This window comes from Pseudoalteromonas sp. BMB, assembly GCF_001709235.1.
In the GTDB taxonomy this organism is placed as follows: domain Bacteria; phylum Pseudomonadota; class Gammaproteobacteria; order Enterobacterales; family Alteromonadaceae; genus Pseudoalteromonas; species Pseudoalteromonas maricaloris.
Genome location: NZ_MBQA01000204.1, coordinates 119,980 through 143,567, shown reverse-complemented (window position 1 = coordinate 143,567; position 23,588 = coordinate 119,980). Strand labels below are relative to the sequence as shown.

At 42.9% G+C, this 23,588-nt stretch carries 19 protein-coding genes, 5 tRNA genes and 1 other RNA gene; 13 read left to right on the top strand and 12 right to left on the bottom strand.

What is annotated here, in order from left to right:
• Window positions 1–409: 409 nt before the first annotated feature.
• Window positions 410–1,846: a peptide MFS transporter gene (locus tag BB427_RS21120; protein WP_069023071.1), complete on the bottom strand. Its 1,437-nt coding sequence runs from the start codon at window positions 1,844–1,846 to the stop codon at window positions 410–412.
• Between the two features lie 578 nt (window positions 1,847–2,424).
• Window positions 2,425–5,307 carry a hybrid sensor histidine kinase/response regulator gene (locus tag BB427_RS21115; protein WP_069023069.1) on the bottom strand — a complete coding sequence of 961 codons (2,883 nt, stop codon included), beginning with the start codon at window positions 5,305–5,307 and terminating at the stop codon, window positions 2,425–2,427.
• A 266-nt stretch (window positions 5,308–5,573) separates the two neighbouring features.
• Here BB427_RS21115 and BB427_RS21110 point away from each other — a divergent pair, with 266 nt between their 5' ends.
• The 6 genes from BB427_RS21110 (at window position 5,574) to BB427_RS21085 (ending at window position 7,757) form a co-directional block, all read left to right on the top strand.
• A complete protein-coding gene (locus BB427_RS21110; protein WP_069023067.1) occupies window positions 5,574–6,782 on the top strand; it encodes a serine hydrolase domain-containing protein in 1,209 nt (402 codons plus the stop codon).
• A 306-nt stretch (window positions 6,783–7,088) separates the two neighbouring features.
• Window positions 7,089–7,164 (top strand) — tRNA-Phe (locus BB427_RS21105).
• 63 nt (window positions 7,165–7,227) lie between these two features.
• A tRNA-Thr gene (locus tag BB427_RS21100) sits at window positions 7,228–7,303 on the top strand.
• Between the two features lie 73 nt (window positions 7,304–7,376).
• Window positions 7,377–7,452 (top strand) — tRNA-Phe (locus tag BB427_RS21095).
• Between the two features lie 12 nt (window positions 7,453–7,464).
• Window positions 7,465–7,540 (top strand) — tRNA-Thr (locus tag BB427_RS21090).
• A 141-nt stretch (window positions 7,541–7,681) separates the two neighbouring features.
• Window positions 7,682–7,757 (top strand) — tRNA-Phe (locus BB427_RS21085).
• A 107-nt stretch (window positions 7,758–7,864) separates the two neighbouring features.
• On the opposite strand, the gene BB427_RS21080 is transcribed toward BB427_RS21085, so the two are convergent.
• Together BB427_RS21080 and cysZ are read right to left on the bottom strand one after the other, a co-directional pair.
• Window positions 7,865–9,082, bottom strand: coding sequence for a glycerophosphodiester phosphodiesterase family protein (locus BB427_RS21080; RefSeq protein WP_069023065.1), 1,218 nt, complete (start codon window positions 9,080–9,082; stop codon window positions 7,865–7,867).
• A gap of 78 nt (window positions 9,083–9,160) precedes the next feature.
• Complete coding sequence (gene cysZ / locus BB427_RS21075) at window positions 9,161–9,886, bottom strand: sulfate transporter CysZ (RefSeq protein WP_039493825.1); 726 nt, start codon at window positions 9,884–9,886, stop codon at window positions 9,161–9,163.
• A 416-nt stretch (window positions 9,887–10,302) separates the two neighbouring features.
• Between cysZ and BB427_RS23995 the strand changes: the two genes are divergently transcribed.
• Together BB427_RS23995 and BB427_RS21070 are read left to right on the top strand one after the other, a co-directional pair.
• Window positions 10,303–10,578, top strand: a complete 276-nt coding sequence (locus BB427_RS23995) for a hypothetical protein (RefSeq protein ID WP_045987718.1) — start codon at window positions 10,303–10,305, stop codon at window positions 10,576–10,578.
• 47 nt (window positions 10,579–10,625) lie between these two features.
• Window positions 10,626–11,219: a CBS domain-containing protein gene (locus BB427_RS21070; protein WP_045987717.1), complete on the top strand. Its 594-nt coding sequence runs from the start codon at window positions 10,626–10,628 to the stop codon at window positions 11,217–11,219.
• 205 nt (window positions 11,220–11,424) lie between these two features.
• On the opposite strand, the gene trmL is transcribed toward BB427_RS21070, so the two are convergent.
• A complete protein-coding gene (gene trmL, locus BB427_RS21065; RefSeq protein WP_017216443.1) occupies window positions 11,425–11,889 on the bottom strand; it encodes a tRNA (uridine(34)/cytosine(34)/5-carboxymethylaminomethyluridine(34)-2'-O)-methyltransferase TrmL in 465 nt (154 codons plus the stop codon).
• Window positions 11,890–12,212: 323 nt separating this feature from the next.
• Here trmL and BB427_RS21060 point away from each other — a divergent pair, with 323 nt between their 5' ends.
• Entirely contained in the window at window positions 12,213–13,058 is an 846-nt protein-coding gene (locus tag BB427_RS21060; RefSeq protein WP_082083406.1) for a cation diffusion facilitator family transporter, read from the top strand.
• Here the strand turns inward: BB427_RS21060 and BB427_RS21055 are convergent.
• From BB427_RS21055 to BB427_RS21045, 3 genes are read right to left on the bottom strand one after another with little or no spacing between them, the layout of a single operon-like run.
• The gene (locus BB427_RS21055; RefSeq protein WP_069023063.1) at window positions 13,010–13,972 is read right to left on the bottom strand and encodes an alpha/beta fold hydrolase; all 963 of its coding nucleotides are present in this window, start codon (window positions 13,970–13,972) and stop codon (window positions 13,010–13,012) included. The genes BB427_RS21060 and BB427_RS21055 overlap by 49 nt on opposite strands.
• Before the next feature lie 2 nt (window positions 13,973–13,974).
• Window positions 13,975–15,336, bottom strand: a complete 1,362-nt coding sequence (locus tag BB427_RS21050; RefSeq protein ID WP_069023061.1) for an ATP-binding protein — start codon at window positions 15,334–15,336, stop codon at window positions 13,975–13,977.
• A 3-nt stretch (window positions 15,337–15,339) separates the two neighbouring features.
• A complete protein-coding gene (locus BB427_RS21045) occupies window positions 15,340–16,026 on the bottom strand; it encodes a response regulator (protein ID WP_069023059.1) in 687 nt (228 codons plus the stop codon).
• Between the two features lie 207 nt (window positions 16,027–16,233).
• On the opposite strand from BB427_RS21045, the gene BB427_RS21040 reads away from it, so the two are divergent.
• Window positions 16,234–16,695 carry a Spy/CpxP family protein refolding chaperone gene (locus BB427_RS21040; RefSeq protein ID WP_045987712.1) on the top strand — a complete coding sequence of 154 codons (462 nt, stop codon included), beginning with the start codon at window positions 16,234–16,236 and terminating at the stop codon, window positions 16,693–16,695.
• Window positions 16,696–17,066: 371 nt separating this feature from the next.
• Window positions 17,067–17,375 (top strand): helix-turn-helix domain-containing protein, encoded by a 309-nt coding sequence (locus BB427_RS21035; protein ID WP_017216438.1) that lies wholly within the window; start codon window positions 17,067–17,069, stop codon window positions 17,373–17,375.
• 83 nt (window positions 17,376–17,458) lie between these two features.
• On the opposite strand, the gene yacG is transcribed toward BB427_RS21035, so the two are convergent.
• A complete protein-coding gene (yacG, locus tag BB427_RS21030) occupies window positions 17,459–17,701 on the bottom strand; it encodes a DNA gyrase inhibitor YacG (RefSeq protein WP_026000869.1) in 243 nt (80 codons plus the stop codon).
• 157 nt (window positions 17,702–17,858) lie between these two features.
• On the opposite strand from yacG, the gene BB427_RS21025 reads away from it, so the two are divergent.
• On the top strand, window positions 17,859–20,189 hold the full coding sequence (locus BB427_RS21025) for an ATP-binding protein (RefSeq protein ID WP_083229917.1): 2,331 nt from the start codon (window positions 17,859–17,861) through the stop codon (window positions 20,187–20,189).
• A 79-nt stretch (window positions 20,190–20,268) separates the two neighbouring features.
• Complete coding sequence (locus tag BB427_RS21020; protein WP_069023058.1) at window positions 20,269–20,718, top strand: response regulator; 450 nt, start codon at window positions 20,269–20,271, stop codon at window positions 20,716–20,718.
• Window positions 20,719–20,764: 46 nt separating this feature from the next.
• Here BB427_RS21020 and BB427_RS21015 read toward each other — a convergent pair whose 3' ends face one another.
• From BB427_RS21015 to rluA, 3 genes are all read right to left on the bottom strand, one after another.
• Entirely contained in the window at window positions 20,765–22,123 is a 1,359-nt protein-coding gene (locus BB427_RS21015) for an L-cystine transporter (RefSeq protein WP_069023057.1), read from the bottom strand.
• Window positions 22,124–22,515: 392 nt separating this feature from the next.
• Window positions 22,516–22,698: non-coding RNA, 6S RNA (gene ssrS, locus BB427_RS21010), on the bottom strand.
• Between the two features lie 197 nt (window positions 22,699–22,895).
• Entirely contained in the window at window positions 22,896–23,549 is a 654-nt protein-coding gene (gene rluA, locus BB427_RS21005; RefSeq protein ID WP_175401308.1) for a bifunctional tRNA pseudouridine(32) synthase/23S rRNA pseudouridine(746) synthase RluA, read from the bottom strand.
• Window positions 23,550–23,588: the final 39 nt, after the last annotated feature.

Below are 23,588 nucleotides of genomic sequence, written 5' to 3'. Positions count from 1 at the left end.
CCGTATTAAGCACTGGGTGACTTGTTAGTATTTATGACTGGATGATTAATCAAATTACTGCAAAGGGGAAGTTAGAGGCAGTAAATAGCAGTAGGAGACTTTGTAAATTTAGTTGCACAATTGCCATGTAAAAGACACAAAATTGACACAGGCGTGACGATAATTATTTTTGCTTAAATTTTGACTAAAAACAGCAAGGTGCTTTGCGGGGTATTTTGTAACTTTATTTTTATATTGCTATGATTTTATTTGGTTTTTATGTTTTTAGTTGATGGACTATATGAGAGAGGGGATTTTTATCACACGACTACATTGAGAGGGAAAATGGCGCTAAGTGTATTTAAATCTTTACGTGTGGCTATTGTGGGAGAGGTAAACCACGCTAAATTAGCGTGGTTTACAGCAAATATTATTGCTTCTCAGCGGATACTTCTAGCTCTTCCGCAAGGTAATGTTCTTGCGTATGAGGTTCGTGCTTGCCCTCAGCGCCGTGCATCCAATCTACAAGCTTGTTGCTTAATAGATACATTAACACAGCAGATAGCAAGGCAACGCCGCCTAAACCAATGAAGATGCTCATCGCGTTTTCCATTGCTTCTTGGCCTTCACCGATGAAAGAGCCAACAAGGCCAGCAAGCTTGTTTGCAACAGCTGTACATAGGAACCAAATACCCATTAGCAGTGATGCTAAGCGCAGCGGCGCCAGTTTACTTACCATAGAAAGACCGATCGGTGATAAACATAGCTCACCAAGGGTGTGGAACATGTAGAACAATACTAACCAAATCATGCTGATCTGAAGTGTGCCACCGGCTTCACCACCTTCTGTTGCAAGCGCAAGCATCATGGTTAAGAAACCAAGTGCTAAGAACACTAGACCAATTGCAAACTTTACTGGAGAGTTCGGTTCTTTGTTATCTAGCTTTAACCAGATCATCGCTACTAATGGCGCAAATACAATGATGAAGATAGAGTTAAGCGACTGGAACCAAGAAGCCGGGATCTCAAAGCCCATAAACATACGGTGGGTATAGTCGTTTGCGAATAGGTTCATCAAACCACCAGCCTGCTCGAAACCCATCCAGAAGATAATTGAGAAAACACTCATGGTGAAAATAACACGGATACGATCTTTTTCTTTCTTCGTAAGCGGTTCTTTAGTCTGTGAGTCAGACATCTGTTGAGAAAGTTTAGCTGAAGGTACTTTACCGATATCGCCAAGGTATTTCTGGCTTAAGATAAGCTGCATAACCACAGAAATGATCATACCAATACCTGCTGCGATAAAGCCTGCCTGCCAGTTCACGACCGCTGCTACATAACCCGCAACAAGTGGACCTAATGCACCACCTAAGTTGATACCCATATAGAAGATAGTGAATGCACCGTCACGGCGCTTGTCACCTTCTTGGTATAAATCGCCAACCATCGTTGAGATATTTGGCTTGAATAAACCATTACCTAAACAAAGCAATGCCAAGCCAAGGTAGAAGACGTTTACTTCTTGTCCTGCCACAACGCTGTGAGGAATACCCATAATAAAATGGCCGGCAGCCATTAAAATACCACCAATAATGATGGCTTTGCGCTGACCTAATACGTTATCTGCAAGCCAACCACCAAACAGTGGGGTGAGATAAACGGCCATCGTAAATGTGCCGTAAAGACTTAGTGCATCGGCATTACTCCAACCGAAGCCACCATTTTGAACTTGTGCTACAAGATAAAGAACTAAGATGGCACGCATACCGTAGTAGCCAAAGCGCTCCCACATTTCGGTACCAAATAATAAGAAGAGGCCTTTAGGGTGACCCAGAAATTCTCCGGCCTTCGGAACTGAATTCATATGTACTTCCTAATCTAATCAATGTGTTGTATCTGGTCATTTTTATAAAGGATGCGTTATTGCATCTAATGTTTTTCAATCAACACTGAATAATGAGCCATGTACTTAGCGTGCAACGTTTGAAACGACGTGCGGTAAATAGAACACTTTTCAATGCAGATTGGCATTACTCATCGAGTCACCGAGTAAAAATCTTAATCAGATATTTGCTTGTATGAACTCAGGCATGCCTGTACTTTTTTTGAACGGGTGACCAGTACCTATTTCAACTAGCGTTTGTTGTATGTAACGACTAACTAATTTAAAAAAGTGCGTCAGTATACTCAGTGAGAATTAATAGGGGAAGTGTTTGGAGTCAGAAAGCGCATAAAATGCGGTCAGTGATTCAGGGAAGGATCATGCTTTTAGATGGCGGTTATATCTAAATGAATGACGTGAGCATTAATATCGCTGATATTTACCACTCATTGCAGGTGTAGGAGCAAGTCGGCCCTGCGATCCATTTATCTTTACCTTACTGAGACAGTGCCTGCCCCCTAGTGGTGACAGGATTTGTGGGGGCTGCGACCCCCACATCATTAGGCTTCTTGACTCAAATATTGTTGGATAAACTCGGTTGCGGCTAAAAAGTCCTGCTCCAATTTATCACGCATCTGGATCAGCTGATCGGTGGTAAGCGTGCCTTCCTTACATAAAGTCTCAAACTCTATGGCTGTTTCAGCTACTTTTTCGGCACCGATAGTTTTAGAAATGGACTTAAGTTGATGACAAGCTTCAATGATTTCTTCTTGGCTCATCGTGATCACCGCACCATTTACATCACGTGTTAACTGGCTACTTTGCTCTAAGTACATTCGGAAAAAGCGATTTCGTTTCGCCTCATCATGATTTACATACTTGTTGAGCATGTCCATGTTGATAGCGGGAGCTGGTTCGCTGGCCTCAGCTTCAATAACTTCAGGCTCTGCAACCACAACTTCATCAACTTCAGGCTCTAGCTCTGTTTCTTGCTCTGATCCCGGCTGTACTTGGCTAGCGGCTGCTGGTACAGCAGCTGATGGCTCAGCACTTGGTTTCGGTTGCTGTGCTTTTGGTAGGCTTTCTATACACTTATTAAGTGTTGCCTCTAATACATTTAACTCTACTGGTTTGGTGATATAGTCATTCATACCACCAGCCTCACAACGTTCTCTTTCACCTTTGAGCGCATTGGCTGTCACGGCAATGATGTATGGTTGTTCAATGGTATCTGTTGCGGTTTCTACATAGTCTCTAATATGTTTGACCATGTCGTAGCCCGACATCTTCGGCATATGTAAGTCAGTCAGTACGATTGGAAAGTGCTCTTTTTTCCAAAGCTCTAGGCCTTCTTCACCATTTTCCGCAACCTCGACACCATAGCCTAACAGGTGTAATTGGTCGGTCAGCACTTGCTGATTTAATACGTTATCTTCAACTAACAACACCAGTTTGTTGGTTGCTCTTGCTTCATCAACGCTTAAAAAGTCGTTGATAGTGCGTGATGGTTTAATTTCCTTTGGTTTATGCAAACCGGCAGCAACCAAGATAGCCGTCATAAAGCTAGACTTACATAACGGTGATGCATTGAGATAGAAAATATTTTTGTGATTAAGGGCGGCTTCGTCCATTTTACTTAGGACAACAACTTGCTGTTCGTTTTTCTCAAGCGAATAAACTACGGTTCTTAGCTCTTCATTGACCTTGTCCATGCCGTCTAAACCATCTAGCACCCAAATAAGTTTATCTTCGTGCTGGTGTTCGGTTATTTCGCTTTCATCGATAGCAATCACACTCGCGCCCATGAATGAAAGGTAGCGATTTAAAATAGTGCGTCTTTCATTATTTGGGGTGAGTAGGGCAACAGTGCGGCCGTTTAACAATTGCTTATTTGCGTAATTAACTTTGCCATCCACACTAAATGGCAATTCCACGACAAACTCGCTTCCCATGCCAATATCCGAGTTAACATGGATACTACCTAGCATGAGTTCGATTAAACTTTTACAAATAGAAAGGCCAAGTCCTGTACCGCCAAATTCGCGGGTGATAGAGCCCTCAGCTTGAATAAACGGATTAAAAATTTCTCTCAACTGAGCTTTTGTCATGCCTTTACCATTGTCAGTGACGGTAAAGCGTAAGGTGTAATGCTCCGAGGTGTTTTGTGCAACTTCAACGGAGATTTTTACATAACCTTGGGTTGAGTCATCTGTAGTCGTAAATTTAATAGCATTACTGCACAGGTTATAAAGTACTTGCCTAACGCGCACGGTGTCACCAACTAAATTCGTTGGAATGTCAGGAGCAATAAACAGTTGTAAGTCTAACTTACGTTTTTTCGCTACTGATGAAAGCACACGTGCGACTTCCTCTGTGGTTTCAGCCACCGAGAAAGCACTATTGTCTATGCGTAATTTACCAGCCTCAATTTTAGAAAAGTCGAGAATATCATCGAGAATACCAAGTAAAGAGAAAGCCGAGTCGCGAATAATCGTGGTGAGGCGATGTTGAGCACCGTCAAGATCGGTTTGACGCAGTAAATCAATAGTACCAATGACGCCGTTCATTGGCGTGCGGATCTCATGGCTCATGGTGGCTAAGAAAGTGGTTTTAGCATCACTAGCACGCTCCGCATTTAAAATCGCTTTTTCTAGCGCCAGCGTGCGGGCTTGAACTTCAGTTTCGAGACTTTCTTGAAGCTGCTTTAACTCATTTTGCGTTGCTTGATCGGATTCTATGGATGATTGAACTTGCTTTAACAGCGCATTTATCGCTTCAGCAACCTCAGCCAGGCCGCCACTATAATAAGTACCCACCGTCGACTTGTAGTTTTTATCCGTCGTTAGATGATTGATTTCTGAGATAAGCTCTTCAGTATCGTTACTTGATGCGCCAGAAAGCCGACGAGCAGCAACCACAACAATCATCAAGGCGCTAATAATAGCGGCAGCGAGCAGTATATAAGCAATGAATGGATCGTCTGATGATGTAGTTGCAACGGGTGGTGTATAAGTCAAAATGAGTTCACCAACGTTTTGCTCATCTAGTCGCAGTGGCATGTGGTAAACCTGCATTGTGTCTCTGTTATAAGACTCTTCGCGATTCAGTGCAATGATTTGCTCACCTGCACTTTGTTGAAATACCAAGTTTGGTTGCCCCATCCCCGTATTGACGTACAAATAGCCGCCCAAGTGTCCGTTAGATGCTAATAATGCGGATACAATCTGTTTGGCACTGTCAAAACCGTGTTGTGTGACCACCTTAGCAAGGGGAGTTGCAACTGTTGTTGCTTGTTGTTGTAGGTTCACGGTTGGTGCGGCAGGGACGTCAGCTTGCTTTGGCAGTAGGTAAGCACCTGCGGCGCTACATAGTCCAACAGTCAGTATTGCGATAAATAAAAAAAGTATCCGTCCATTTGCATTGGTATTCGCGCTATTTGGCATGCTTAATCCCGAAAGAATTATTTATACTTATTAGTTGTAGCAATCCTACCACCTTCGGCAAGTTTTTACCTCTCGTTTTTCAATCAATAGTGGCAATGCACTGAGATCACCTGATTGTTTTAAATCTTAAAATAATCAGGTTGTTATCTCGATAATTTTAACTACGCCTGCGATGTGTAAAGCATTAAACTTTAATAAAAATTAAATTTTACGTAACGTTTTTATAAAGTAGTATTCGTTCAACCTAATACTTATAAGGATATCTCATGTTTCTACGTCAAAGTCGGCTGGCGTTTGGTTGGCTTATTACACTGCTGGGCTGCGCCTTACTAACTGGCTGTAATAACAGTGACAATTCTATTGTTATTGAAAAGAGTGCTAGCGAAGACATAGCCGTCACTCCGCCGCGCTATGGCAAGGTGGGAGACGGGCTACTCAACGAACAACTGGAAGCAATCCGAGCTGAGTTTGCTATGCCCGCACTTGGCGGGTTTATCGTTTATGGGGATGAGTTGATTGAGCTTGATGTCGCTGGTGTGCGAGTGAGCACAGGGCAAGCTCTGGTCACCAAACTTGATAAGTGGTCGATTGGTTCGTTCAGTAAGTCCATGACAGCAACCGTCGCTGCTCGCTTGGTTGAGCAGGGGTTAATTCGATTTGACAGTCGGGTGAGTGATGTTTTTCCTGAGTTAATCGGAAAAATTAACCCTGAATTTGAGTCTGTTACATTAACGGCACTGCTTTCGATGACTTCGGGCTTAAAGCGTGATCTTGACTCCATGTATTCTGGTAAGTGGCATTTAGATCAACGTGGCATGGTCGAGCAAAGATATGCCTGGACTCAAGAGGTGTTAACGACGCAACCAGAAGTGACTCACGGAACCTATCTATATAGCAATGCAGGTTATGTTGTTGCAGGCCATATGTTGGAGCGTGTGACGGGGCAATCATGGGAAGCGTTAGTGAAGCAAGAAGTATTCATTCCTCTTGGAATGGAAAATATTGGATTTGGGCCTGCTAGCTATGGAGATCCAGAAGGACAGCCGAGTGGTCATCAGATGCGAGAAGGGCAGTGGCATCCAATAACACCGGCCGATAGGGTCGATCTACCAAACGTTGTTGGACCTGCTGGGTTAGTCAGTACGACCTTGACCGATCTGTCATACTATTTACGTGCTTATCTCGCGGGTGCCAGAGGTGGTGATAATTTGATTGGTGCTAATTCATATACGCGACTGCTCACACCGGTTAGCCCAGAATATGGCTTAGGCTGGATCCTTACTCCAAACAACAATAGCTTTCATCACAATGGCTTTACTGGGACCTTCTATTTAGACAACTTAGTGTTGCCAGAAAAGAACATAGCGATATTAGCGGTAACAAACGGCGATACAAGTAATGCCAAGCAAGCGGTAGAAAAAGCGATACTGGTCATGCAACAAAGATTTGAAGCGCAACATAAAGACAATCTCTAAACAGGATTGATAAACCTTGTTGCCGAGCTTCGCTTTAGGAATGAGATAGAATATGTATCTCCATTCTATTTTATTCCTTTAAGCACATATTTCTCTTAAGTGACGCCTTTTTCTTTGTTGTTGGCCTAGAGCGGTTTGCGGTATTCATAGATATAAGTCGATAAATACAGTAAAACATGGCTAGTCGGGTGTTTTTTCATCGGAAAAGCGGTATTTTAACCGCTTTGTCTGAAAACTGTGCAAACGATAAATGTATTTAAAAAAAGGGTTGACTTAGAACCGCAAAACCCGTTTAATACGCCGCACGCCCAGATAGCTCAGTCGGTAGAGCAGAGGATTGAAAATCCTCGTGTCGGTGGTTCGATTCCGCCTCTGGGCACCAGATTAAAATCATTGCATTAGCAATGTGGTGCATGCAGAAACTGCATGGTACACGAATTAGTGTGCCGACTTAGCTCAGTTGGTAGAGCAACTGACTTGTAATCAGTAGGTCATCCGTTCGACTCGGATAGTCGGCACCATTTAATTTAGGCGTCAGCCAATAATTTCTAGTTAGCTCAGTAAGAAGAGTTTCCTAGACATTAAAAAAGATTTGCCCAGATAGCTCAGTCGGTAGAGCAGAGGATTGAAAATCCTCGTGTCGGTGGTTCGATTCCGCCTCTGGGCACCAATAATTTAGTGTGCCGACTTAGCTCAGTTGGTAGAGCAACTGACTTGTAATCAGTAGGTCATCCGTTCGACTCGGATAGTCGGCACCACTTTATTTAGGCGTTAGCCTGTGTTTTCTAGATAGCTTAGTTATTTAGATACTAAAAAATTTGCCCAGATAGCTCAGTCGGTAGAGCCGTTTGGAGTTGTATTGAAAATCCTTTTAAGGATTTAGATACTAGAAAAAATTTGCCCAGATAGCTCAGTCGGTAGAGCAGAGGATTGAAAATCCTCGTGTCGGTGGTTCGATTCCGCCTCTGGGCACCATCCTTTAAAAAGCCTCGCAATTGCGAGGCTTTTTGCTTTCTGGCATTTGCAAACCATAACTTAGTGCGGGATTCTACCTACACTAAGCTACAACTCTTATTAGCCTATCACTCAATTCCCATGCAGCTGGCGTAAAAGCTGGTAGTCGCAGGCCAGTCACTAAATACAGCAACTACGCCAACTTGTTTTGCCAATATGTCCAACACCCTAAGTATATCGCCATCATGCTTAACTGCGTTGTTTACAGATTGATAATACCAACCGCCGCCGTTCGCTAAAGGGCCTGAGCGCTCTAAAGACCAAGCAACTATTTTTAATCCTGCACGTTTAGCGGCGAGGGCGTACTGCGACGGAATGATATCGCCGTTTTTATCTTCGCTAATTAACATCCAAATTGGTGGGGCGATAATTTTTACCTTATTTTTGGCTAAGTCTTCCATTGACGGTTGCCAAGTACTTGGTTTGTTAATATCAAAATGTTTGCCAGCTTCTCTACCATCAAGAAATACGGCATGGTTTGCAAACTCTGGCGCATGCTTTATCCAGTACTGAATATCTTGGTAAGAAAAGGATTGTGGAAAAACTTGAGATAGGGAGATATTGTGCTCAGAATATTCATCCAGCATTTTTTGCGCGAGCTGGTTTTGGCTTAACCCATTAAATGGCATTGGCACTTCTGGCGCTTTTAACTCAGGTGTCATATTTACACCCAGCTGCTTGAATAAAGCAATGCTTTCACTGTGGGTCATTAAGGTTCCAGAACTGGCATAAAGATCTGTACGCCAATTGGGAGTGCCTTTAACAAACTCTGCTACTGTGGTTGCTTGAGTATTCACACCATCCATTTTTCCTTTTAGTTGCTTGAATTCTGCTAAGGTAATGTCTGAGGTGCAGCATTGAGCAGACGCAAGTTTACCGGAGTCTGGATCCGCTGGGCTGAAGGGTTGTCTACACTTCCTAGCAAGCTTAGGCTGTAACAAGATATCGGTTGTTGCATGAAGGTCACATTGCGCATGGCGGCAAACGAGAGTCTTGTCTTTCGTAAAAGTAACATCACATTCGAGCGTGCCTGCTCCCATTTTTGCGGCGGCTATATATGATTCTTTGGTGTGCTCAGGGTATAAAAGTGGCGCACCGCGATGTCCTATGGAAAAATGTGTGCGCTTGATTGGTTTATCTAAACAGCTTGCAAGCTTTTCTTTAAGCTCACCATCTGGAAGTTGCGAGACTAAAAATTGAGGCCGTGTACCGACATCAAACTGTTTTGTTGCCTGGCACCCCGTTAAAAATACCGTTAACCAGATAAGGCCTAATGTTAGGCGCATAGCGACTCCGCTGAATACTTGCAAAAAAGTAAGTAAAGCATGAGTTTTTGACAGCTAGATGTCAGTCATACGAGCGTCTTAGCGATATTGCTGACGATAGTTCTCTACCCATAATTTAGTGGCGCCACAAACGGCAACGGGCATCACGATGAGGTTAACAAATGGGATTGAGGTCAGTACAAACACCGCAAAGCCAAAGCCATAAGACAGCCCTTGTTTACTCTTCAAATCGTCTTTCATTTGCTTGAAATGAATTTTATGGTTATCAAACGGATAATCATTATATTGTACGCTGTACATCCAACACGTAAACATAATCCATAAAATTTGCCCAACGATAGGCAGTATCCAAAGTAAGATGAAAAAGCCAAATGCACGTGGAAGGTAATAGCAGAGTTTGGTCCATTCTCTACCCAACATTCGCGGCACATCTTTTATGGTATCAATTAGCTTATCATCATTGATGTGTTGGTTGGTTAGGTAAAGTTCCACTTTTTCGGAGAGTAAGCCATTGAAAGGCGCAGCAATAAAGTTGGTTATCACCGTGAAAATCATACTATAACTGAAAAGTATCACTAAGATAGCAATTGGCCACATTAGCCATTCCAGCCAACTGAGCCAATCTGGTAATAATCCGTTGAGATAAGTAAACCCTTGAGTCAGCCAGTCATAAAGAAAAAAGAGTGATGCACCAAATAGCAGTACATTGATTGTTAAAGGAATAAATACAAAACGTTTTAATCCTTTTTGGGTGATTAAAGAAAAACCAGCAATAAAGTACTCGATACCGCGTGATAGTTGCACTGTACACCTCGTGTTGTAATACCAACTTGTCTTAATACTTGCTCAATTTGAAGGAGCAAATCTGACGCTAACCGCGTTAAAAATTTCTCATTTAGAACAAATAAATAGCAAAATCTTCGCCTGGTTATCGACAAGATTTTCTCGCCTCAAAAAGACCACTTAATTAAGAAAATTGGTATGGTTTAATTCTTTTGATTTAAGGCACATACCAAAATGTTGGCGTTAGTATAACGCTAAACGACGCGCTACAAATAGGAGATTAGTAACAATTCATCTCAGCTCACACAGTGCCTGAGTGTGCGTATGAAAATTAACCTTAGTGTATTTAGAAGCTTAGTAAATAGATTAGAAATAATACTTGTAAACGCAAGAAACTGCCCATACACTCAAAGTAAGGCAGTAGAAGTGAGAATACTATGCGGTTAGTTCGTTGGATGATTACATTTTGTATGTTGAGTCTGTTGACAGTGTCAACGGCCGATGCTGCTAAATGTGACACCACGCTTTCAATCGCGCCTATCGTTGTCGACCTAGACAATTCGAACTCCAGCCCTGACTTAGATGATTGCGTTGTATCAACAACTCATCGTTTCGTGGTTGCTAGTAGCTTTATCATAGCGCAATCACAACCCACCTATTCTTATTCAAACTCAGTATGCGAGTCTATTAGAGCACCACCTGTCGCAAATTAATTTAGTCCTTTTCCGTGCTTAATTAATTTTAAAGATAGAGGTGATCTATGAACACTTACACAGTATTGAAAACTCAACCTGTTGCAAATTATGAACTTGCTGAAAATAACTTCCCAGCTTGTAACACTGACAACCTAGAGCAAGCGCCAGCACATTGCCTAATGCACAATTTACATTTGGCACCAATGCAACATATTGATGAAAACAGTAGCATAGATGAAGCTACGTTAGTGCTGGACAAAACACACCGCAGAGCAAGCTTTGTCGTTGATAGCAAAGAAAAACTTGTTGGTATGATCTCTAATGCAAGAATTGGTAGTCGCTACGTGTTGAGCATTGCAGAAAGACGTGGCTGTACAAGACGTGATTTAAACGTCAATGATGTCATGATCCCACTAACAGATCTTCGTCAAATCACCTTAAAACAAACTAGCCAAACTGTGGTTGGCAATGTGTTAAAAACAATGGAAGAAGGTGGCTTCGAGTTTTTACTTGTTATCGATGAAGTGACTCAGCATCCAGTTGGTTATTTTGACCTGATCGATATGATGAAGGCCTGTGGACGTGCAGTAAATTCAATGAAACCGGCAAATAAATTCAGTGATATTGTTGGTACGATTTTGCACCACGCAGAAATTTAAAAGAATCCCTATAGTTAATGTAAATTAAAGTTAGCAAGGCGTCGTAAGGCGCCTTTTTTGTGCCTCAAGTTCGCTCCTATGCAGTAGAGGATAGGAGCTATTTTTAGATATATACCAATTAGTGTTCTAAATGAGAAATTTTTAACGTAGTTAGCGTCAGATTTGCTCCTTCAAATTGAGCAAGTATTGAGGTTAATTGGTATTATTATTTTGCGCCAGCAAACCCAAGTTGTCTCCAAGACTCATAAACAAAAACGGAAACAGCATTAGATAGGTTCATACTGCGGCTATCGGGGCGCATTGGAATACGGACTCGTTGCGGCTCAGGCAGTGAAAAAATAATGTCTTCTGGCAAACCTCGAGTTTCAGGGCCAAACAGTAGACAGTCACCAGCTTCATAGGCAACTTCATGATGGTACTTGGTACCTTTTGTCGTGCAAGCAAATACTCGCTTTGGGTTTCGTTTGGCTAAGTATGCTTCAAAGTTTGGGTGGCGCTCTACTTCGCTAAATTCATGATAATCAAGGCCAGCACGCCTTACCCGTTTATCATCCCACTCAAATCCTAGCGGCTCTATCAGGTGTAGTGAATATCCTGTATTGGCACACAAACGAATAATATTGCCTGTATTAGGCGGGATCTCGGGTTGGTATAAAACGATATCTAACATGATAGGCCTCAATTAAATTTTGCCCGGCAGTATAGCTGATACTTGTCGACATTTATATGTGCTGTGCTTGATAGAGTGAAAGGTATTAGCCAGTTTTTAAAGTACGACTGTTGTGAAAAACTATACAACCGTAATCTGTTTTTCATTTCAAAGCATTACCCTGTAATATAACAGCATCGCGATGCCGTGGCATTTTGCGAGTGGTTTGACGACTAATCATTTCAGTTAGCCAAACGTCAGATTAAATAACATGAAAAAATGAGGTGCCAGTGGATCGCAGCTATGAGTTTTGGGTTAGGTTTTCGAGTGTCTTTACCATCATAATGGTGGGATTGATGATCGCAGCTAAGTGTTGGGCTTGGCTGTCTTCAGGTAGTGCCGCTATGCTCGGCTCTTTAACTGATTCACTGCTTGATATTAGCGCCTCTTTAATGAATTTCTTTGTACTTAGCTACGCACTGCGTCCTGCGGATGATGATCATCGATTTGGTCATGGAAAGGCAGAAGCATTAGCCGGGCTTGGGCAAGCGGCCTTTATCGCGGGCTCTGCGAGTTTATTGGCTTTTCATGGTGTAGAGCGCATTATCAATCCAACCCAAATACCACATTCGTTGTTTGGTGTGTGGGTGAGTTTATTTGCGATAGTTTGTACTTTGTTGGTGGTTGCGGTGCAGTATCAAGTCGTTAAACGCACGCAGTCCATCGCCATTAAGGCCGACTCGTTACATTATAAGGGCGATATTTTATTAAACCTTGCGGTGCTTCTAGCGGTATTGCTTAACTTTTATGGTGTAGGTTACGCCGATCCGATTTTTGGTATTTTGGTGGCGATGTACTTACTTTATAACAGTTGGGATATTGCCAAGGAAAGTGCTGCGCACTTGATGGATAAAGAGCTGCCAGACGAAGAAAAAGCACAGATCATACTTATTGCGTCGAGTCATGAGGATGTTTACGGAGTACATGATTTGCGTACCAGGCAAGGTGGCAAAATCAAATTTATTCAACTGCATCTAGAGCTTGATGATGATATGCCGCTAATGCGAGCGCATCAGGTTGCGGATGAGGTGGTTGCTAGCATTAAAGAAGAGTTTGATTGTGAGATGGACGTGCTTATCCATCAAGATCCAGTTTCTTTAGCGCTAAGTAGCTCGGCTGTAAACGCATAAAAATCATCTAGCACGGCTTTGCGGGTATTATCTTGCTCGCAAAGTAGTTCGTGTTTCCCGATAAACTTTGTAACTGTCACATTGTCTCTGTGCGCGGCAAAGTGTACTTGTGCCTGATTATCAACAATGCTGTCTTCACTGGCTGTCGCGATACGGATTGGCAGATCTAGCTTACTATCTTGAAACGAGCGGCATTTATGTAGCGCCGTGTATAACCAAGCAAAGCTGACACCACCGAGTTGTAGCTCGGGAAATTGATCGTACAAACCTCTAAATAGCGCATATCTGATTGGGCAATCAGTAAGGTCATTATCTTGAAAAGGTTTGTTGTGGTAGTGCACCTGTCCCAGTGCATAATGCTTACCTAGCCCAAATAAACAAGCTGCGCCTGCCAGTCCCTCGGCAAACCAAGCCGGGTAGGGAGTCGTATTAATCCCAAGCATCGGGGCTGATAAATAGACTCCCTCTATGTTGTGAGGCGAAAATAACGATAAATAGTCGCAGGTAATGGCGCCACCCATTGAATGCGCCAATATAAAAAGTGGCAAGGTATTTTGCTTGGCAACGATTTGATCCATAAAGCAGTGCAGTGTTGCTGCATAATCTTCAAAGCGCCTAACATAGCCGATTTGCTTATCTTTAAGTAATCGCGGCGAGTAGCCTTGTCCTGGATGGTCATAGGTAAATACCGCTATGTTGTTTTGCGCAAACTCCCACAGCAATTCTCTGTATTTATGAGCAGACTCAATACGGCCATTAACCAACACCAGACTGAACGTTGCCTTTTCTGGAATGTGGTAGGCGTAAAATAGCCTACCATGAGGGGTATCAAAAAAGCCTTTTTGGCAGCCTTGCCAGTGCTTATCAATTTCAGGAAGATGTGATTCAAGTTGCTGACTTTGGCTATAAAACATGGCTACCTGTGTAATGGAATTCGAATACTGACTTGCAAACCAACATTATTACTAAATTCGATATGGGCGTCATGTACTTTTAACGCATGCTGCGCAATGGCAAGACCCAGTCCAAACCCGCCCATTTGATTTTTGCTTGGCGTGCGTGCGCTCGACACTCTGAAAAATGGAATACAAAGCTTGTCGAGCATGTCTTCACTAACGCCTTTACCATCATCACTGATAGTGCATAGCAACAGATCACCATCACTCTCAATATCGACATTAATACGGCTAGTCGCATACTTGATCGCGTTACGTATAATGTTTTCGAATGCGCGGTTAAGTAGCATTGGATCGCCATAAAGTGTTGCCTCGGTTAATGCTGTGACGACAAGGTCCTTCCCTAATTGCTGTGCCTCAAACAGTGCATCTTCCAATATCGGGTCGAGCAGTTCATTGAGCTTAATTATCTGCTTATCGATTGGTACTTGATCCGCTTCGAGCTTAGATAAATGCAAAATATCGCTGAGCATATTTTCAACTAACTGAGCTTCACGCTCAATGCGCTCGATATAACTTTGGCTTTGCGCTGTGGCATGACCGGCAGCGAGGCCTGTGGCCATTTGCAAGCGGGTGAGCGGTGAGCGTAGTTCATGGGATATATCTGCAAGCAAGCGTTTTTGATTGTTAACCAGAGACTCTAATTTATCAGCCATTAAGTTAAAATCATGACCCAATTGACCGAGCTCGTCTTGGCGCTTGGTGTTTATATCGGCTCTGCTCGACAGCTCCCCACGAGAAAGTTTTGCAGCGGCTTTTTGTAGCTCTTTAATTGGCGACAATAGATCTCGAGTAAACCAAAAACACAGTAATAAGCTTGCGCCGAGCACGACCGCGATTTTTACCCAAAGCGGCAGAGTTCTTAATTTGATGAGCGCACTTGGAGTATGGTTTTCAAAAATTAAATAAAGACGATAGCTTTCACCTTGAAGTGTAAGCTCTAGAGGGCCAAAAGCCTTGTACTCTGGGGTAAAAATAGCGGCCGGTTTGGCATCTTCGGTAAAACTGAGTAAATCTAAATTCAGCGTTTTTATATTGGGATCGGCGGCAACGCTTTTTTCGGCATCGCGGTGGCTCAAGTAGATATTTCTCGCCTTTCTTTTACGCAGTTTGGCGACCTTATTCAACTCAAAATTAGGACGCTCGCTTGCGCGTATTAACGCTTGTTCTAATTGTTTTAGATTTTGCAGCATGGGTTTTGAGATGCGGTGAGTTTCTACAACATCAGGTTGTAGCATGCTGATCCCAAGCAACAACAACATAGTGGCAATGATAGTGAGCCAAAACCAGGCAAAAACCTTAACAAGTAAGTACCGCTTCATTCATTATGCCTTTAGAAATATATAGCCAGCGCCGCGGATCGTTTTGATATAAGTGTGTTCACTTAATGCGGCAATTTTCTTGCGAACGTTAGAGACATGCATATCGATAGAGCGATCATAAGGCACAAGTGGCCGGCCTAGTACTTGTCGTGAAATAGTCTGCTTGTCAACCACTTCTCCTGCGGTTCTGACCAGCAAGAGTAGCACCTCGTATTCGGTGCCCGTCAGTGACAGCACTTCGCCATTAACAGTAGCGCTTCTCGAAGCAACATCTAAACGCAGCTGGTGGATAGTAAAGGTATCATCCGGGCTGTGTTGTTTATAATGATCGACGCGACGCGTAATGGCTTTAACGCGCGCGAGTAGCTCGCGGTGGTTAAACGGTTTTGGAATATAATCGTCAGCACCTAGTTCCAAACCAAAGATGCGGTCAAAGTCATCGCCTTTTGCCGTTAGCATAATAACGGGTGTCATCTTCTGGACACGTAACGCCTTTAGTACTTCAAAACCATCCATTTCGGGAAGCATTACGTCTAATAATATCAGGTCGAAATTTTGCTTTAATGCCAGCTGTAGACCTTCTGTTCCTGTGTGGGCCATCGCCACTTCAAAGCCTTCTGCAGTAAAGTATTCTTTTAACAGGCTGCAAAGTTCTTGGTCGTCATCAATAAGTAAAATGGAATGTTTCATTGTCATACTTAGTCCAGCATTGTTGATTAGCGTTGGCCTGAATAGTCCGGCTCTAGCATATTACACCTTACTTCAACGCCTTATGTAAATTGCCTTTGCTTTTTTTTGCAAAGCACTGACAAAACTTTACCTCTGTCTGACGTTCCTTTTCTTTGTGCTTGCTAAATTTGGAAGTGACAAAGCAATGGCGAACAAGGAGCCAATACCATGAAATTACTATCTACTTTAGCATTAGTTACAGCACTTGGCGTATCGACTTTCAGCTTCACTGCAAACGCGGGCCCGATGGGCGGGCAGCTTGAGCACTCAGCAAGGTTGCTACTATCAGATAAAGGCCAGAAGTTATTAGAGTTGACAGAAGCGCAGCAAGGCCAACTAAAGACAATTTATGCGGATTACAAAACTGCCAAAAAAGCGCTAAAAGAAAGCGGGAAAGAAGCACATTCAGCTTATCGTGAGGAAATGAAAGCACTTATGGCAGCGCCAACCTTTGATAAGGTTCAAGCGCAACTTTTACTGGAAAAAGGCCAAGATAAAAAGCAAGCGTGGGCGCTACTTTCAATGGAAACTCGCCACAAAGTATTCCATGTATTGAATGAAGAGCAGCGCGATAAGCTCCAAGCACTTAAATCACGTCGTAGTCACAAAGGCCATAAAAAAGCAGATTAAGTCTCAATGTTTCTCTCCAACTTAGCCCTGACCTTTCCAGTAAGGGCTTTATCATTTCTTGCCAATCACTTTTGAATAATGAGAGCTGGTACTCCAAATTGACAAAGAGTACTGGCCAATTGCGATTAATGTACAAAATATTACAACTGTTTGTACTGGTTTAAGTTACATGTTGATAACATGTTTGTGTTGTGATATTTTTCGATTAAGAGTACATCTTGCAAGTCTGCGGACAACTCTTTGAAATAGTATTGAATTGAATAATTCTTAATTTACGCGCACAAACTTTCCAATAACTTTTGTTTTCTTCAGAGTAACTAAGGGTATTCTTTGTTGTTGGCTGTTTGTTACTAGGTATCACTGAGGGAGACATGCAGACACCTGAAGAATACGAGGTGACACTTAGGATCCGAGAACTGCTAAAAGAACTCAAAAAGCGTAAAGGCTATACTAAAAAAACCATTAGCCAAAAGCTCGGAATAGGTCTCACCACACTAGACGACTATCTTAACGGAACAAGCTCATTTCGCTTAGGTACCTTAATTAAATTGTCGGAAATTTGCCGGATCCAATTAAGTGATATTTTGGAAGGGGCGGGGCATATAGCTAAAACCTATCAAAATGAGGTGAGAAACACAGAGCAAAAGACGGAACAAGATCAAACGGAAATAGAGCGCTAGCACAAGCTGCCGAGTTTGAATTGTTTGTCTTGCCAAACAAGTTGCTAATGAGAGGGCAAGGCCGAGGAAATCGGCCTACAGGTTTATTCTTTAAAAAAGCTGTCGTCGTTTTTTGCCAGCATCGCTTCTATATCTTCAATCAAACTTTCCGCATCTTGAGGTGTGAGTTCACCGCTTTTCATCGGTGTTGAAATCGTATTGGATTCGTCAGACCAATCACCTAAATCAATTAATTGACAGCGTTTTGAGCAAAACGGGCGAAAAGGGCTTTTATCAGACCATTCAACAGCCTGTTGGCAGGTTGGACACTTTACTGTAGTTGTCATCATACACTTACTTTTTACTTCCTAATTGCATAAGTCTAATCGCATTTAATTGCTTTGTGAACCGAGTGCTTATCGACTTCGAGCAGCTTGCATACTAGGTAGGGATCCATGGTAGGATGAGATAGCGAGGTAAACTAAGGAAAAAGGTGTAAAAAAGGTGGAGAAGTTCGAAGCAACGTTAGACAACTGTCATAAAGAGCCAATTCATATTCCAGGTTCAATTCAGCCGCATGGCTATTTATTGCTATTCGACACCAACACATTAACACTACGCTATTTTAGCGAAAACTTTGCTGCGCTTGTAGGACTTGAGCCTAGTGCTTTGGTCAATACTCATGCTGAAACGATTTTTGCGTCTCCATTTTCTGAGTTGCTTGCCAGCAACTGTAACTCCTCTGATATCCATCGTTTGAATCCGATGACAGCCAGCATAAAAACCAAGGACTCAACATGCGTTGAATTCTCTGTAGTCGCTAGTCAAAACGAAGCTGGGCTCATATTAGAACTTGAGCAAAACACGGCGCATGGCGTTGAAATCAATCATTCAATGCAACACCTTATGAAGCATTCGTTGTCTAGTATGGTAGATTCTCAGTCGTTACAGGCTTCGTACGAGATGGCTGTGGAAGAAATTAGAGAGTTAACGCGGTTTGACAGAGTGATGCTGTATAAATTTGACCATGAATATAATGGTGAGGTGGTTGCAGAAGCTAAGCGCAGTGGACTTAACTCCTTTTTACATCAGCATTTTCCAGAGTCTGATATTCCAAAACAAGCAAGAGCACTTTATCTAAGAAATCCGATCCGCTTGCTTGCCGATGTTGATGGTGAAAATTCACCGCTTTATCCGCAAGACAGGGCGATTGATTTAAGCGCCTGTATTTTACGTAGTGTATCACCTATTCATTGCCAGTATTTACGCAATATGGGCGTTCAGGCAACCATGTCTATCAGTATTATTGTTGCTGGTAAATTATGGGGATTGATTGCCTGCCACCACTACGAAAAGCACATAGTCCCATTTAACACTCGTGAAGTCGCCCAGTATATGGGGTTGATGTTGTCTTATCTGATCTCTCTCAAAACCTCATCCTTAGAAGCAATGGCAGAAGCCAATGCACTGACATTGAGCTCTTCCGTCACAGAGCGCATGGCAAAAGAAATCTTTTTTGTTGATGGGCTACGCTACGAGTCCGCGGCATTACAAGAGATGATGAAAGCTACAGGTGTCGCGTGGCGCGTTGAGAATGATTTGGAGTGCTACGGGCAAACTCCCGCAAAGGCGGATATTGAGAGTATTTACCGTTGGCTTGCAGAGCATCAACTTGGGGATGACTCCATTTTTTATTGCCATAATTTAGGTGAGCTTAACGAAGCATTTAAAGCTTTTGCGAAAACCGCGAGTGGGGTGCTATTGATGCCACTTTCAGCGGATGCTAATCACTTCATCATGTGGTTTAGAAAGGAAGTCATTCAAACCAAAAATTGGGGAGGGAAGCCTGAGAAATCCATTGAGTTTTTGGATGATGGTAGCCACCGTTTAATGCCGCGCAGTTCGTTTAAGTTGTGGGTCGAGAATGTGAAGTGCAAATCTCACCCTTGGACGGAAGCCGAAGTAAGTTGTGCATTGAAGTTTCGTAATACCTTGGTTAATTATGTACTAGCTAAATCTGAGCGATATAAAAAGCTTAACGCAATTCTAGAGCAAAAAGTTACCAAGCGTACCGAAGCGTTGGAAAATGAGATCACTTCGCGTCGTACTGCAGAGCAATTACTGACGATAGCACTTGAGAAAGCACATGAGTCGAATCAAGAGCTGGAGCGTTTTGCATTTTTAGCGTCCCATGATCTGCAAGAGCCGCTCAGAAAAATCCAAATGTTCGGCGATCGGATCCAGTGTTCAGCTGAGGGACTAAATGATAGACATGCCTCTTATCTTAAGCGCATGATGGATTCTGCTGAGCGAATGCAAAAGTTGATCAAAGGATTACTAAGCTTTTCACGGATTGATCGTAAAGGTGAGTCATTTAAATCATTTGATGGCGATAATGCGTTAGCTGAAACCTTACTGGATCTTGAGTTAGTGATTAAAGAGTCAAATGCACAAGTGGATACCACAGGGCTGGGTGATGTATTTGGAGATCGCAGGCAGTTGCAACGCGTGCTGCTAAACTTAATCAATAATGGGATTAAATTTAGTGCGCCTGAAAGAGCACCACGAGTCTCGATTAGCAGCGAACGTAAAGCAAATGAACTGATTGTTGCCGTTAAGGATAACGGGATTGGTTTTGATCCCGAATTTAGTGAGCAGATCTTCAATCTTTTTGAAAGATTACATGGTCGTAGCGCATATGCCGGTACTGGACTTGGACTTGCTATTTGTAAAAAAATCGTCGAAAGACATAATGGTCGTATATGGGTCGAAACGGAAGTGGGACAAGGTTCTACTTTCTACTTTAGCTTGCCGATTTCAGCGCAAGTGATTTAACTTAGCTGTAGAGCCATTGATGCGGTTCTGATATCAGCATACAAACTCGAGGTTTAATGCGAGTTTAAGGAGAGTGTGTATGGTTCATCATCATGATTTAATTAAACAGCTTCACTCTGTAAACTATATCTTGGTTGCAGATGATGATTTCGACGACCAAGAATTAATCCGTGATGCATTTGAAGATAACGGCGTGATGGAGACTAAGCTACAATTTGTCAGTGACGGCGTTGAGTTGATTGAAAAACTTAATAGCACCGAGCTATTACCTAGCCTTATTATTCTTGACTTAAATATGCCACGAAAAAGCGGTAAAGATGTATTGGCTGAGATGCGTGGGGCTGCAAACCTTAAGCATATTCCGGTTATTATGTTCAGTACATCGGACTCTGAGCTAGATATAAAGCAGTGTTACTTGCTTGGGGCGAATTCTTATATGACCAAACCTTCTCAATATCATGAGCTGGTGGATTCAATGAAGTCCTTGCTGACTTTTTGGCTTGGTACTGCAAAGCTCGTGATTGATTAGAAGTGAAGGGCCAGAATAACTAGCTAGCCCTCAAGCTGTCATAGCACTATATTACTTCGTTAGTATGCTTTTGCTTTAACAAGCGACTTGTCACTGTACCTGCGGTCATTGAGCCCGATACATTGAGCGCCGTTCTTGCCATATCAATTAATGGCTCAATAGAAATAAGCAGCGCTGCAATCGTCACTGGTAGTCCCATCGCAGGTAATACCACCAGCGCCGCGAAAGTGGCACCACCTCCAACACCCGCAATACCAAACGAGCTAATTGCAACCATAGCCACTAAAGAGACAATAAAGTCGAGTGCGAACGGGTCAATTCCTACCGTTGGCGCAACCATTACAGCAAGCATAGCAGGATAAATGCCAGCGCAGCCATTTTGTCCGATTGTCGCACCAAATGATGCAGAAAGGTTTGCAATCGCAGGGGGAACATTAAGCTTGTGGATCTGCGCTTCAACATTCAATGGGATGGTTGCCGCAGAGCTTCTTGAGGTGAAAGCAAAAGTTAAAACAGGCCAAATTTTTTGGAAGAAATGCTTTGGGTTTTCACCAACCAAAGTAATTAATAAACCATGCACCAAAAACATCAGTAAAATGGCAACGTAAGAGGCAATAATAAAACCGAGTAAGCTAATAATATCAGCCATGCTTGATGTGGCGATCACTTTGGCCATCAAGCCAGCCACACCATAAGGCGTAAGGGCGATGATCATACGTACCAATCTCAACACAACAGCCTGTGCGCCTTCAACTGCATTTTTTATCGGACTACTTAAATCTGACTCTTCCATGATGGCTCTACGAGCAGCAATACCAGTTAACACACCAAAAATCACCACGGCGATAATCGAGGTTGAGCGCTCGCCAGTTAAGTCAGCAAACGGATTGGTTGGTACAAAGCTAAGCAGCATTTGTGGAATGGTTAAATCGGCAACGGTTGTTGCACGTTCTTCTAGTACTGCTATTCTCGCAGTCTCACGTGCGCCTTCTACTAAGCCAGCTGCACTTAGTCCAAATGCTTGAGTGATAAATATACCAATGAGTGCCGCAATGGCCGTGGTAAACACTAAAATTGCGATGGTGACAAACGAAATCTTTCCAAGAGAGCCTTGATTATCTAATTTGACGACCGCTGCGATCATAGAAACCAAGACCAAGGGCATAATCACCATTTTGAGAAGATTGACATAACCGCTACCAACAATCGCAACCCAATCTAGTACAGTCTGTTTGGTGGTTAAGTCACCTGAGAAAACAAACTGCAGCGCAAGTCCAAATAGGCTGCCCGCAACTAAGCCTAATAATACCGTTCGTGACAGGGTTTCGGAGCGCTGTTGAAAGCGGTAAAGACCGAAAAGTATGGCAATAAAAACCGCCAGCGCGGCGATAACAGCAAAAGACATCAGAATACCTTTCGAAATATATGAAAATAACGCGCTACTATAGAGGTTTTGTTGATTGGGCTAAAATATTCTTTGACTATGGAATAGAACAAAAGGTTATCAATAAAAATGAAAGTTTTTAATGGATTTTCCTTTCATATAAAGATGTTTTGTAGTGAGTTGGTACTAACTCCTATTAATTAAAAACACCGAGATATGCGCGTAGCGTGTAATGCTCTTTCGTAGCAGCGAGTTTATCTCGCGACTCTTTTCGAGCATTTATCTCGCAATTTCTTTTGCGTTGCGACGTTAACCGTGTAGCTGTTTTTAGTATGGAGTTGAACATGTGATTTATTAAGTATACGTAAAAGCGAGTTAGCTTTGAGGCGATGACATGTGTCAAGTGGGAAAGGTTGTTCCCCGGCTTCGCGGATGCCGATGTCAGCCCTTGAACCCTGAGGTTCAAGGCGGAGAGCAACAGCCTACCGTAGGCTTCTCGGTACATGCCGAGCATGCTCAATAGTAAACAAACTGCTATCCTAAACGAAATTTATCGGCTCAGGGACTTAATCAGCTGTCCTACGAGCTAGGGAACAATTACAGTATATAAAACATCTGCCGATCACGAAACCATAGTAATGCAATTTATGTGTTAACCGCGTGCTTTTTACCCGCTTTGTTTAGTGACTAAGCAAACGTTAATCTGAGCGTTAGCTGGCAACGCTAAATTTGCTTAATTTTTCGAAGGCCACAGTGTCTAAACCGTTTCTAACTAACAGAGTAAACAGGTTACTTAGAAAGGAATCGGTGCGGTAAAGGTCATCATCTCAGCAGTTGTTGGATGTGAAATTTTCAGCATCTCTGCATGCAACTGTAGACGTGAAGCCGCCGCTAACGCCTCTCCCGTAGCGTATAGTCTATCACCTAGGATAACGTGTCCAAGCGAAAGCATATGTACTCTGAGTTGATGAGAACGTCCTGTGATGGGGGTTAGCTTTACGCGTGTTGCTTGTGCTTCATATTCCATGACTTCAAAATGCGTTAATGAAGGTTTTCCGGTCTCATGACAAACCATTTGCTTAGGGCGGTTAGGCCAATCACACACTAGCGGTAAATCAACAGAACCCGTTTGCTGTTGTAATTTGCCATGAACCCGGGCGATGTAGTGTTTGTGGGTTAACCTGTCTTGAAATTGAATACTGAGATGGCGATGTGCTGCTTTATTCATCGCAAGGCACAGTACGCCGGATGTTGCCATATCAAGGCGGTGCACAATTCTTGCCGTAGGGTAGACAAAATTCACTCTGGCGATAGCGCTGTCCCAATGCTTTGGATCTTTACCTGGTACGGTGAGTAACCCGCTTGGTTTGTTGATCACCAACATATCTTCATCTTGGTACAAAATATCAAGATAGGGAGAAAGGGGGGGAGCGTAATTTAGTAACACCAGCTGCCTCAGCATGAACAGAACGAAGCCGCGTATTAT